The sequence below is a fragment of the Lacibacter sp. H375 genome (assembly GCF_037892425.1).
Classification (GTDB): domain Bacteria; phylum Bacteroidota; class Bacteroidia; order Chitinophagales; family Chitinophagaceae; genus Lacibacter.
Map to the genome: position 1 here is coordinate 2,513,316 of NZ_JBBKTT010000001.1, position 12,374 is coordinate 2,525,689.

At 40.5% G+C, this 12,374-nt stretch carries 8 protein-coding genes; all 8 read left to right on the forward strand.

The genetic code is table 11. The annotated features are described in order from the left end of the window. The 8 genes from WG954_RS11050 to WG954_RS11085 all read left to right on the forward strand — a co-directional run bounded on the left by WG954_RS11050 (position 1) and on the right by WG954_RS11085 (position 12,374). The gene (locus tag WG954_RS11050) at positions 1 to 3,792 is read left to right on the forward strand and encodes a family 78 glycoside hydrolase catalytic domain (RefSeq protein ID WP_340436420.1); all 3,792 of its coding nucleotides are present in this window, start codon (positions 1 to 3) and stop codon (positions 3,790 to 3,792) included. Positions 3,793 to 3,876: 84 nt separating this feature from the next. Continuing rightward, entirely contained in the window at positions 3,877 to 5,433 is a 1,557-nt protein-coding gene (locus tag WG954_RS11055; protein ID WP_340436421.1) for a sodium:solute symporter family protein, read from the forward strand. Between the two features lie 82 nt (positions 5,434 to 5,515). Next, on the forward strand, positions 5,516 to 6,493 hold the full coding sequence (locus tag WG954_RS11060; RefSeq protein WP_340436423.1) for a dihydrodipicolinate synthase family protein: 978 nt from the start codon (positions 5,516 to 5,518) through the stop codon (positions 6,491 to 6,493). Positions 6,494 to 6,505: 12 nt separating this feature from the next. Further along, a complete protein-coding gene (locus WG954_RS11065; protein WP_340436424.1) occupies positions 6,506 to 7,657 on the forward strand; it encodes an iron-containing alcohol dehydrogenase in 1,152 nt (383 codons plus the stop codon). Next, entirely contained in the window at positions 7,657 to 8,559 is a 903-nt protein-coding gene (locus tag WG954_RS11070; protein ID WP_340436425.1) for a dihydrodipicolinate synthase family protein, read from the forward strand. The genes WG954_RS11065 and WG954_RS11070 overlap by 1 nt, the downstream gene beginning before the upstream one ends. 6 nt (positions 8,560 to 8,565) lie before the next feature. Further along, the gene (gene pdxA / locus WG954_RS11075; protein WP_340436427.1) at positions 8,566 to 9,594 is read left to right on the forward strand and encodes a 4-hydroxythreonine-4-phosphate dehydrogenase PdxA; all 1,029 of its coding nucleotides are present in this window, start codon (positions 8,566 to 8,568) and stop codon (positions 9,592 to 9,594) included. A gap of 6 nt (positions 9,595 to 9,600) precedes the next feature. Next, positions 9,601 to 10,770: a four-carbon acid sugar kinase family protein gene (locus WG954_RS11080; RefSeq protein ID WP_340436429.1), complete on the forward strand. Its 1,170-nt coding sequence runs from the start codon at positions 9,601 to 9,603 to the stop codon at positions 10,768 to 10,770. 62 nt (positions 10,771 to 10,832) lie between these two features. After that, positions 10,833 to 12,374, forward strand: a complete 1,542-nt coding sequence (locus WG954_RS11085) for a sodium:solute symporter family protein (protein WP_340436431.1) — start codon at positions 10,833 to 10,835, stop codon at positions 12,372 to 12,374.

Sequence of the window (12,374 nt, forward strand, 5' to 3'; positions counted from 1 at the left end):
ATGAAAAGAATTATAACCTTACTTGTTCTGTTTATTTCTGTTCAGCAATTAACTGCACAGGTAACAGTGAGTAATCTTCGCTGCGAAATGCTGCTGAACCCATTGGGTATTGATGTAAAAAAACCAAGATTAAGCTGGCAATTGCAAAGCAACCAACGTAATGTTGTGCAAACAAGCTATCAGATACTGGTGAGCAGCTCTGCTCAAAACCTGCAACTGAATAAAGGCGATGTATGGAACTCCGGCAACATCAACAGCAATCAATCATTGCATGTGCAATACAATGGTGCAGAATTGAAGCCGGGTAAAACTTATTACTGGAAAGTGTTTGTGCAAACGAATAAAGGGAAAGCTGTTGCTACACAAACAGCGTTCTTTTCAACCGGACTTACAACAGAATTATGGAAAGCAAAATGGATCGGTTATGATAAAGGTTCTGCATGGGATAGTATTACACAATGGAGCAGGTTAAGTGCAAGATACCTGCGCAAAGAATTTAGCAGTAAGCCTGCAGTAAAAAGGGCAACTGTTTATCTCTCCGGTTTGGGTATGTACGAACTCTACATCAATGGAAAAAAGATCGGTGACCAGGTATTAGCGCCTAATCCAACTGATTATCGCAAGACTTATTTCTACAATACACATGATGTAACGGCACTGATCAAAGCAGGAAGTAATGCAATTGCAACAGTATTAGGCAACGGTCGTTTCTTCACGATGCGTCAGAATTACAAAACGCAAAAGCATAATACATTCGGTTTTCCCAAACTCCTATTGCAGTTAGAAATTGAATATGCAGATGGAACAAAGAAAACGGTGGTAAGTGATGAAAGCTGGAAATTAAATGTGGATGGCCCTATCCGCACCAACAATGAATATGATGGCGAAGAATATGATGCAACAAAAGAATTCAATGGCTGGACGAATGCTGGCTTTAATGATAGCAAATGGATGCAACCGGAATTAGTGGAAGCAACCACAGGAAAAATGGTAGCGCAAATGAGCGAACCCATGAAAGTGATGAAAACCATCAAGCCCGTTTCAATTAAAAAAACTGCCAGTGGAAAATACATCCTTGATATGGGACAGAATTTTGCAGGATGGATCAAGTTGCAAAATATCAATGGTAAGAAAGGAGAAAAGGTTACACTACGTTTTGCAGAAAGCTTACAATCAAATGGTGAAGTGTTTGTAGCAAACCTGAGAGATGCAAAGGTGACAAATATTTATACGTTGAAAGGAACAGGCAATGAGATTTGGCAGCCTTCTTTTGTGTACAATGGTTTCCGTTATGTGGAGGTATCAACATTTCCAGGCACACCAACTATTAATCAGTTTGAAGGAAACTTAGTGTATGATGCCATTGAAACAACAGGATCATTTCAAACATCTAATGCAACGATCAATACAATTTATAAAAATGCATGGTGGGGCATCGCATCAAATTACAAAGGCATGCCCGTTGATTGTCCGCAGCGTAACGAACGTCAACCTTGGTTAGGCGATCGTACTGTTGGATCACAAGGTGAAAGTTATGTATTCAACAATGCAAATCTTTATGCCAAGTGGATGCAGGATATTGAAGACAGTCAAACAGAAGAAGGAAGTATTCCCGATGTGGCACCTGCTTTCTGGAATTATTATAGTGATGATGTGACTTGGCCAGCAGCCTATATTTTCATCAGCAATAATTTATACAATCAGTTTGGTGATATTACTCCGATTCAAAAACATTATCCATCCATGAAGAAATGGATGATGTACATGAAGAGTAAGTACATGAAGGATTATATTATTACCCGTGATAAATATGGTGACTGGTGTGTGCCACCTGAAAGCCTGAATCTCATTCATGCAAAAGATACCAATCGTTTAACGGATGGCAAGTTGATTGCAACGGCTTACTATTACAAGTTGCTGTCATACATGCAGCGCTTTGCCAATATTACCAACAACAAAGAAGATGCAACCTATTATGGTTCGCTAAGCGATAGTATCCGTACCGCATTTCAAGAAACATTTTACAATCCAAAACTGAAACAATACAGCAACAATACGGTTACTGCAAACTTGTTACCGTTGTATTTTGGTATTTGTCCTGATTCGTTACGAACAGCAGTATTTGAAAAAATCAGGATCAAAACGCATGTGGAAAATCATGGACATATCAGTACGGGGCTAATTGGTTCACAATGGATCATGCGTGGATTAACGGAGTATGGTTATCCTGATCTGGCTTATATCATGGCATCAAACAAAACTTATCCCAGTTGGGGTTATATGGCGGAGAATGGTGCAACTACTATTTGGGAATTGTGGAATGGTAACACCGCCGATCCCAATATGAACAGCCAGAATCATGTAATGCTTCTCGGTGATCTGCTCACCTGGTTCTATGAAAATCTTGCGGGTATCAGAACAAACAAAACAGATGTGGCGTTCAAGAAGATCATCATGAAACCAACTATGCCTGCAGGTTTGGATTTTGTAAAAGCATCGTACAATAGTTTCCATGGTTTGATCAAAAGCGAATGGAATAATTCAGTAGATAAATTTGAATGGAAGATCAGCATACCGGCCAACACGTCAGCTACTGTTTATATTCCTGCAAACAGTGTAGATCAAATTACAGAAAGCGGAGCAGCTATTGTAAACAGCAAAGACATTAAATTCATTAAAGAAGATGATGGGGCAGTGGTGCTTGAAATTGCATCGGGCAATTACACGTTCATCCGCAGCAAAAAATACAGAAAAGGAATTGTAAAAGATGAATTCATTTTTGATCGGGCATCTTTTCCTGAAAGTCATGCTGCTACTATTGCAGAAACACCGGAAGGTTTAATTGCTTCATGGTTTGGCGGTACAAAAGAAGGCTACAAAGATGTGTGCATCTGGACAAGTCATTTCAAGAACGGCCAATGGACAGCACCTGCAAAAGTTGCTGACGGTGTAATGAATGATACATTGCGCTATCCTACTTACAATCCTGTTTTGTTTTATGCACCAAATGGTGAACTGTTGTTATTTTATAAAATAGGACCTAATGTAGCAGGCTGGACGGGCTGGATGAAACGCAGCAAAGACAACGGTCACACATGGAGCGAACGGGAGGCTTTGCCCGAAGGATTTCTTGGCCCTATCAAAAACAAACCTGAATTAATCAATGGAGTTTTGCTTTGCCCAAGCAGTACAGAAAAAACAGGCTGGAAAGCACATGTTGAATTCACAAAAGATTTCGGCAAAACATGGACGAAGACAGAAGCCATCAACGATCCGAAAATATTACAAGCCATTCAACCAAGTATTTTAAAATATTCTGATGGTCGTTTGCAGATCCTTTGTCGCAGCCGCAACACCACGCTCAACGAAAGCTGGAGTAGTGACGGTGGCAAAACATGGAGCGAAATGAAAGCATCTGCATTGCCGAATAACAATTCAGGAACAGATGCTGTAACATTGAAAGATGGAAGACAATTGTTGGTGTACAACCATAATCTTCCAAATGCATCATGGGTAAATGGCAAAGGTCCACGGACACCATTGAATGTTGCTATCACAAAAGATGGTAAAGTGTGGAGTGCTGCGTTGATACTGGAAGATTCTCCTATCAGTCAGTATTCGTATCCATCGGTGATACAAACAAAAGATGGAATGGTGCATATTGTTTATACATGGAGAAGAGAAAAGATCAAACATGTGGTGCTTGATCCGAGCAAACTGGAATTGAAAGAAATTGTGAACAAGAAATGGCCGGGAGCGAAAGAGACTGTTGGAAAAACAACGGATGATTAATTGAACCACAGAGACACGGAGACACAAAGAGATCACTAAGATTTTTTCTCTGTGCCTTTGTGTCTCTGCGGTAAAAAAATAGCGATGCACAATTTGCCATTTATTGATCTTGCAGTGATTGCCGTATACATGCTTGCCATGATCGGCATTGGCATGTATTTTTCACGCAAGAATAAAAACAGCGATCAGTTTACCAAAGCATCGGGAAAAATTCCGGGCTGGGCCATTGGTCTTTCTATCTACGCCACGTTTTTAAGCAGCAATACTTTTTTAGGAGTACCAGGCAAAGCATTCGGTAGTAACTGGAATGCGTTTGTGTTCAGTATTTCCATGCCATTGGCTGCATGGCTTGCATCAAAATATTTTGTGCCGTTCTATCGCAACACCGGAGAGATATCAGCTTATACGCATTTAGAAAAGCGATTCGGTCCATGGGCAAGAACCTATACTGTGATTTGTTTTTTGCTCACACAGTTTGCAAGAATGGGTTCTATCTTTTTCGGTATTGCATTAAGTCTGCAGGCACTCACCGGTTTCAGTATGCAATCGATCATGATCGTGATGGGCATCTGTATTATTATTTACACCGTGCTTGGCGGTATTGAAGCAGTGATCTGGACAGAAGTAGCGCAAGGCATCATTAAAACATTAGGCGCTTTATTGATTTTGTTTTTAGTGGTGAAAGAAATTCCCGGTGGGTTCTCCACGATTATTGATGTGGCAACAACTGATCACAAAACAAGCTTGGGAAGTTTCTCGCCTAATTTTACTGAATCAACTTTTTGGGTGGTATTGTTTTATGGCTTCTTCATCAACCTGAATAATTTCGGGATGGATCAAAATTATATTCAACGTTATCATACTGCACAAACATCCAAACAGGCAAGTAAATCAGTTTGGCTTTGTGTATGGATCTATGTACCTGCTTCGTTTTTATTTTTTGTGATCGGCACAGCCTTGTATGCATTTTATCAAACACAACCGGGATTAATTGATCCTGTGAAATTGCAGGTAGCGGCTGAACGTTTAGGTGTGGCTGCTACATCAGCGGAGGTAAAACAACTCGCCGCATCTTTAACGGCTGCTGATTATGGCGATAAAGTATTACCGTTTTTTATGGTGAATAATATTCCAACAGGTTTGGTTGGGTTGATCGTATCGGCATTGTTATCTGCTGCCATGAGTACTATCAGCAGCAATATGAATGCATCGGCCACGGTATTCACTGTTGATATTTATCAGAAATATATTAAACCGGATATTACGGATAAACGAAAGTTGTACTTGCTGCATGTTTCAACAATCGCTTTTGGTGTAGTTGGCTTGTGTACAGGTTTAGCAATGATCGGCGCAAAAAGCTTACTCGACATTTGGTGGGAATTGAGTGGCATTTTCGCTGGTGGTATGCTGGGTTTGTTTTTGCTGGGGCTTATCAGTCGCCAAGCAAAAAACGTCGCAGCAATAACGGCCGTTATTATTGGTATAATTGTGATCTTATGGATGACATTCTCCGGCAGATTGGAAGGAGATTATGCATTTCTCCGCAATCCGTTACATAAGAACATGATCATTGTGGTAGGAACGCTGAGCATTTTCCTAACGGGTTTGCTCGTAACCAAACTCCGGCCCTCAAAACAGTAAAATTGTACAGCAGAATAGTTAAATGCAGCATTTTATAAAGGTTTGAATGATTGCACATTTATGCACTTAAAAAATGGTTGTTATGCCTGATAAAAAGTTTGTCCCGGTTATGATCACTCCATACGATCTCAAAGCAGAGGTTGACCTGGATGTGGTAACTACATTGATCGAATTTTATTTAGCTGCCGGTGTTAAAGGTTTCTTCGCCAACTGTCTCAGCAGCGAAATGTTCAGCATCACTGAAAATGAGCGTTTGAATTTAACTGCACATATTGTAAAACAGGTGAGAGGGCGTGTGCCTGTTGTTGCAACAGGTTCATTTGGACTCACCATTGCAGACAAAGCGCTTTTCATTCGTAAAATTTATGATACCGGTATTGATGCTGCCATCATGATCACGGGCCATTTTGCAAAAGAAGAGGATAGTGATGATGTGTTGTTGCGAAATTTTGAGCAACTGTTCCAGGCAACAGGTAATATTCCATTGGGCATGTATGAATGCCCGGCACCATACAAGCGCATTATCAGTCCAGATGTGTTCAGGCAATTACTTTCAGCAAATCGCTTGACTTATCATAAGGATACATCTATTACACATGAAAATGTGCAAGCAAAGCTTTCGATATTGAAAGAGACAAATAACAGTATGGAGTTTTATGATGCACATACACCGAATGCATCATTCAGTCTGCAACAGGGAGCGAAAGGGATGTCATCCATCTCAGGTAATTTTTATCCGGAAGTAATGGTGTGGATGGTGAACAATGCAACAAATCCTGAAAAACAGGAAGAAGTGAAATGGTTGCAGGAAGAGTTGACAAAAGTTGATCCGCTCATTCATATTGCTTATCCCATGAGTGCAAAATATTTTTTACAAAAGCGGGGCTTGCCCGTAAGAACCATCAGTCGTGCCGTTGCAGCCAAGTTAACACCCGAACAACGCAATGCACTCGATGATATTCATAACCGCTTTGAACATTGGTGCGAACGTTTACAGATTCAGAAAGTGGATGTGCAATCCTTTGCCGGTTCAGGTTTTAATGAAGAAAGTGTGTTTTAATAAAAATCGTTTATGTCTGTTCCTGCATTTAAAATTATTTTTCCAGGAAAGCTTGTAGTTGGTAATGGAACGTTGCGTCAGCTTGCTGCTGATGTGCTCGAGATGAAACCAACGAAAGTTTTTATTGCTACGATTACTCCGTTGTTAAATACGATCGATCCGTTTGTATTATCATTTAAACAGGAGTCAATTGAAGTAATGGTTGATACATCCATTGTTGCCGAACCTTCATTCGGTGATTTTGAAACGTTGATGAAGAAAGTGTCACCATTCAATCCGGATGTGGTGATTGGTATTGGCGGAGGCAGTGTGTTGGATATAGCCAAGCTTGTTGCTGCGCAATTAGAGAATAAACAACAGTTAAGAGATTATGTGGGCATTGGTTTGTTGAAGGGAAGAAAAAAGAAACTCATCTGTGTGCCTGCGACTTCGGGAACTGGTAGCGAAGTTTCGCCTAATGCAATATTGGTTGATGATGCAGATAACCAGAAGAAAGGAATTATCAGTCCGTTTCTTGTTCCTGATATTGTGTATGTAGATCCGTTATTGACTGTTTCTGTTCCGCCTGCAATTACTGCAGCAACAGGCATGGATGCATTAACTCATTGTCTCGAAGCATATACCAACAAGTTTGCACAACCGTTTATTGATCTCTTTGCATACGAAGGCATGCGATTGATCGCAGCTAATATTGTTACTGCTGTGAAAGATGGAAGCAATGTTGAAGCAAGAGAGAAAGTAGCAATGGGCAGTTTGTATGGCGGCTTTTGTTTAGGCCCGGTGAATACAGCAGGGGTGCATGCATTATCGTATCCATTGGGAAGTATGTATCATTTGGCTCATGGTTTATCCAATGCGGTATTGTTGCCTTATGTGATGGAGTACAATATTGTTTCTTCGGCAGATCGTTATGCTGATGTGGCTGTTGCATTAGGATGTACTCGTGAAGATGATGTTTGGACGACCGCCAAAGCAGGAGTAGAGAAGATAAAAGAACTCAACAAGGCCTGCGGCATACCAACAACGTTAAGAGAAGTGGGAGTGAAAGAAGAAACGATTCCGCAAATGGCGATGGAAGCGATGAAAATCCAGCGCCTGCTGAAAAATAATCCAAGAGAAATTACAGAACAGGATGCGGTGAGCATTTTTAAATCTGCATTTTGATGAAGAAGAATAAAAAATTTAGTGGTGTGATTGTTCCGGTGATAACACCGTTAACTAAATCGTTGCAGATCGATGATGCAGCAGTAGAAAAAATATTCGGACAATTTTATACGCATAACATTTCTCCATTTATACTTGGTACAACAGGAGAGTCAGCCTCCTTATCTGCTGATATAAAGGAGCAGTATTTAAAATCAGCAGCAAAGCATAAGAAAGCCGGAACTGTTTTATACGCAGGTATTTCATCGAACGTAGTTAGTGAGTCAATTGAGTTTGCAAAGTTCTGTGCCGACAATGGAGTAGATGCTGTTGCTACAACTTTACCTTCTTATTATGCGTTAACCGAAACGCAGATGAAGAATTATTTTGAAGCATTGGCAGATGCGGTTCCATTACCATTGATCATTTATAATATTCCTGCAACTACGCATATGAGTATTCCGTTGCAGTTGATCGATGAACTTAGTCATCATCCAAACATCATTGCTACCAAAGATTCAGAACGCAGTGATGAACGTTTGGCGCAATCATTAGCCTTGTGGAAAGACAGAGAAGACTTTGGTCATTTCCTTGGTTGGGCAGCAAAATCTGCAGAAGCATTGATTGGTGGTAGTGATGGATTGATACCGAGCACAGGGAATTTAATGCCGGAGATCTATGATGAAATGGAAAAGGCTGTTGATGCAGGTGATCATACAAGAGCATTTGAAATGCAAAAGCTCAGTGATGTGTACGGCAACTTATACCAAAGCGGAAAGACATTAGGTGAAAGTTTGTGGGCATTGAAAGTATTGATGCAGCATAAAGGTTTGTGTGAAGATGTGGTGATGCCGCCCTTGCAATCATTAGGAGAAGAAGAGAAACAAAAATTAATTCAATCGTACGTAGAAATAAGAGGATAAGTAGTTATGAGTTCATTACCAATTTTAGCCGTTACCATGGGCGATCCTGCAAGCATCGGTCCCGAGATTGCAGTAAAAGCATTATTGCAAAAAGAGATTCACGCCATCTGCAAGCCAATTCTTGTTGGTGATGCAGTAGTATTTCAACAGATCATTGATTTGTTGAAATTGGATGCAAAAGTGAATGCTGTTTCAAAATGTGCCGATGCAAAATTTGAATTGGGAACAATTGATGTATACGATCTTGGCATCGCCGATATAACAAAGCTTGAATTTGGAAAGATCAACGCCATGTGTGGCGAAGCATCATTCCAGGCTGTTAAGAAAGCAATTGAATTAGCATTGGCAAAAGAAGTTGATGGAACAGTAACAGGTCCCATCAACAAAAAATCCATCAACGAAGCCGGTCATCATTATGCAGGTCATACAGAAATCTATGCGCATTATACTGGCACAAAGAAATATGCAATGTTGCTCGTGGAAGATAACATCAATGTGATTCATGTAAGTACGCATGTATCACTCAGACAAGCTTGTGATCTTGTAAAGAAAGAACGCATTGTGCAGGTGATCGAATTGATCGTCGATGGATTGAAACGTTTAGGCAAAACAAATTTGAAAATAGGAGTAGCGGGATTAAATCCGCATGCAGGTGATAGTGGTTTGTTTGGAACTGAAGATGATGAAGAAATTTTACCGGCAGTACTCGAAGCAAGAAACTTAGGTTATGATGTCGAAGGACCTGTTCCGCCCGATACCATGTTTGCAAAAGCAGCAATGGGTGCGTATGGTGGAGTTGTAGCGATGTATCATGACCAGGGACATATTCCTTTCAAACTCGCAGGTTTCAAATGGAATGCAGAAAAACAACAGATGGATAGTGTGAAAGGTGTGAACATTACTTTGGGCTTGCCAATCATCCGTACATCAGTTGATCATGGTACTGCATTTGAAATTGCAGGGAAAGGCATTGCCAGCGCCGATGCAATGATATTGGCAATTGAAAGTGCGGTGCAACTAAGTAAACACAAATAATGAGTGATGAGTAATGAGTGGCTCACTCATCACTCATCACTGTTCACTCATCATATGATTGCAGTTATAGCCGATGATTTTACAGGGGCAGCTGAATTAGCCGGCATCAGTCTGCGTTACGGACTGAAAGTAGAATTATGTACCGGTGATGTTGCTTTAACAGATGCCGATGTGTTGATTGTATCAACAGATAGTCGCTCTTTGAATAAAACTGCTGCATTAGCAAAGACAGCAGCAGCCATTGAGCGAGTGTTGCAGCTAAATCCAACACTTGTTTATAAAAAGATCGATTCGGTTTTACGTGGCTATGTATTGGATGAACTGAAACTGCAGATGCAGTTGATGCTGAAAACAAAAGCGTTTATACTTCCTGCAAATCCAACATTGGGAAGAACCATCAGTAACGGAAAATATTATGTACAGGGAAAACTCATCAGCGAAACAGGTTTTGCAGCTGATCCAGAGTTTCCCATCAGTCATTCGTCGGTGAAATCGATCTTGAAAAATGAAACGATAAATGTGTTGAGGCATACTGATGTATTGCCAGCAAACGGAATCGTTGTTAGTGAAGCAGAAAACGAAACAGATGTGCAGGCATGGGCTGGCAAACTGGATGAAAGTTTTGTTTTAGCAGGTGCAGGAGATTTTTATACAGCATTGCTCAATATACAATTCAAAGAAGTAAAACAGCAACAACCGGATTTGCAGCTTCCTTTTTTATATGTGTGCGGTACAGCTTACGATCAATCGGTGAATTACATCAAAAAGGTTGATGAAAAGAACAAGACTGTTTTATATATCACGAAGCAGATGATTGAAAGTGGAGTTGATGATCCTGCGTGGTTGCAGCGATGCAAAGATGTACTTGAACAAAAACAAAAAGCCATCATTGCATTGAACAGTGATACAATTCCGTCAGATACATCGGCTGCCGATCTGCGAAGCATCATGGCAAAAGCAGTGAAAGCAGTTGTTGAACAATGCAAGATCAGCGAATTGTTTATCGAAGGTGGATCAACAGCAACAGCCATTTTACAGGAGCTGGGTATCAAGAAACTTTCACCGGTAAATGAATTAGCAAGAGGAGTTGTGCGGATGAAAGCAGGAGAATTATACATAACGGTTAAACCCGGTAGTTACGAATTAAGCAACGAGATAAAACAACTATTCAAATAAAACTCACGAAGAATGATCTGTGTAAATCAGAGCAATCTGTGAGCAACCCAACGAACTTGCCAATGGACCATTTACATTTTATTGATTATTTCATCATCCTTGTTGTACTGGGAGTCACACTTTATCTCGGCTTCCGGTTTGCAAACAGGCAAAACACAACCGAGAAATTTTTTCTTTCAAAAGGAAACTTTCCTTCATGGGCATTGGGTCTTTCATTACTTTCTACACTCATCAGCAGTGTAACCTTTCTTGGGTACCCTGCACAAGGTTATGCAAGCAACTGGATCTTATTGGTACAAGGGTTAATGGTGCCCATCGTTTTGCTGGGAACCATCTGGTTTATTGTGCCACTCTTTCGCAAAGTAATTGGTCTTAGTACTTACGAATATTTTGAAAAACGTTTTGGCGGCTTTGCACGTTATTATAGTTCCTCTTCTTTTATTATTCGCCAGTTTGCTGGCATGGGCACAGTATTGTTTTTAATTGCAGTGGCCATTCATGAAATGACAAACATCAGTCCGTTCATTATTCTTGCAGTAGTTGGGTTCGTATTGGTGATGGTGAATTTAAAAGGGGGGATGCAGGCCGTTATCTGGCTCGATGTGTTCCAGGGGTTCATGTTATTCGCCAGTGGTATCATTTGCTTGGTGGTAATTTTATTATCTATCAAAGGCGGCATACCAGAAGCAATAAAGGTTGCAACAGAAAATAACCGCACAGGTTTTGGTCCATACGATTTTAAGTTTACAGAACTTACATTGGTTGTGATGATCATCAACGGATCGTTTTATGCTATTCAGAAATACGGAACCGATCAAACAGTTGTGCAACGTTATCTCACTGCAAAAACAGATAAGGCTGCAGAGAAAGCATCGTTGCTTGGCATCTCACTCACAGTTCCTATCTGGACCATCTTTATGTTTATCGGTACAGCGTTGTTTGTTTTTTATAAACAGAATCCATTACCTGATGGTATGAAAGCAGAAGCAGTGTTCCCGCATTTTATTATGACACAGTTGCCAACAGGTGTCATTGGTTTTATTGTGGCTGCATTGATATCGGCGGCTATCTGTAGTCTTAGTGCCGATCTTAATTCGCTTGCTGCTGTTGGCATGGAAGATTATTATAAGAAGCTTCGTCCGGGTAAAACAGATCAGCAATATCTCTACACCAGTAAGGCCTTTGTTGTGTTTTCGGGTTTGTTATCCATTGCCATCGGTGCATTTTATTTGCTGGCAGGTAACGAAGGTGTGCTTGGTGTTATCTTCACCATCTATGCAATTTTTTCCGGTGGCATCGTTGGTATTTTTCTTTTGGGTTTGTTTAGTGCAAGAGCCAATCGCCAAGGTGTCAACATTGGTATCATCACCTGTATTTTGTTTACGGCATGGGCCTTTCTCACAAGCACTCCCGTTGGTGTAAAGAATCCCAAATTCTTACTCGATTTAGGTAATTTTAATTTCACACATCACAAACTCATGTTGGGTGTTTACAGTCATCTCGTCGTGATTGTGGTGGGATATATCGCCAGTTTATTTTTCCCGAAACCTGTACTCGAACCAAATTTGTTGTACAGTAGTTGGAAAGCAAACAGGCATCTTTAA

Excerpts from the sequence above, each read along its gene's own strand:
- WG954_RS11050 (WP_340436420.1), top strand. The coding sequence starts at position 1 with ATGAAAAGAATTATAACCTTACTTGTTCTGTTTATTTCTGTTCAGCAA.
- WG954_RS11055 (WP_340436421.1), top strand. The coding sequence starts at position 3,877 with ATGCACAATTTGCCATTTATTGATCTTGCAGTGATTGCCGTATACATG.
- WG954_RS11060 (WP_340436423.1), top strand. The coding sequence starts at position 5,516 with ATGCCTGATAAAAAGTTTGTCCCGGTTATGATCACTCCATACGATCTC.
- WG954_RS11065 (WP_340436424.1), top strand. The coding sequence starts at position 6,506 with ATGTCTGTTCCTGCATTTAAAATTATTTTTCCAGGAAAGCTTGTAGTT.
- WG954_RS11070 (WP_340436425.1), top strand. The coding sequence starts at position 7,657 with ATGAAGAAGAATAAAAAATTTAGTGGTGTGATTGTTCCGGTGATAACA.
- pdxA (WP_340436427.1), top strand. The coding sequence starts at position 8,566 with ATGAGTTCATTACCAATTTTAGCCGTTACCATGGGCGATCCTGCAAGC.
- WG954_RS11080 (WP_340436429.1), top strand. The coding sequence starts at position 9,601 with ATGAGTAATGAGTGGCTCACTCATCACTCATCACTGTTCACTCATCAT.
- WG954_RS11085 (WP_340436431.1), top strand. The coding sequence starts at position 10,833 with ATGGACCATTTACATTTTATTGATTATTTCATCATCCTTGTTGTACTG.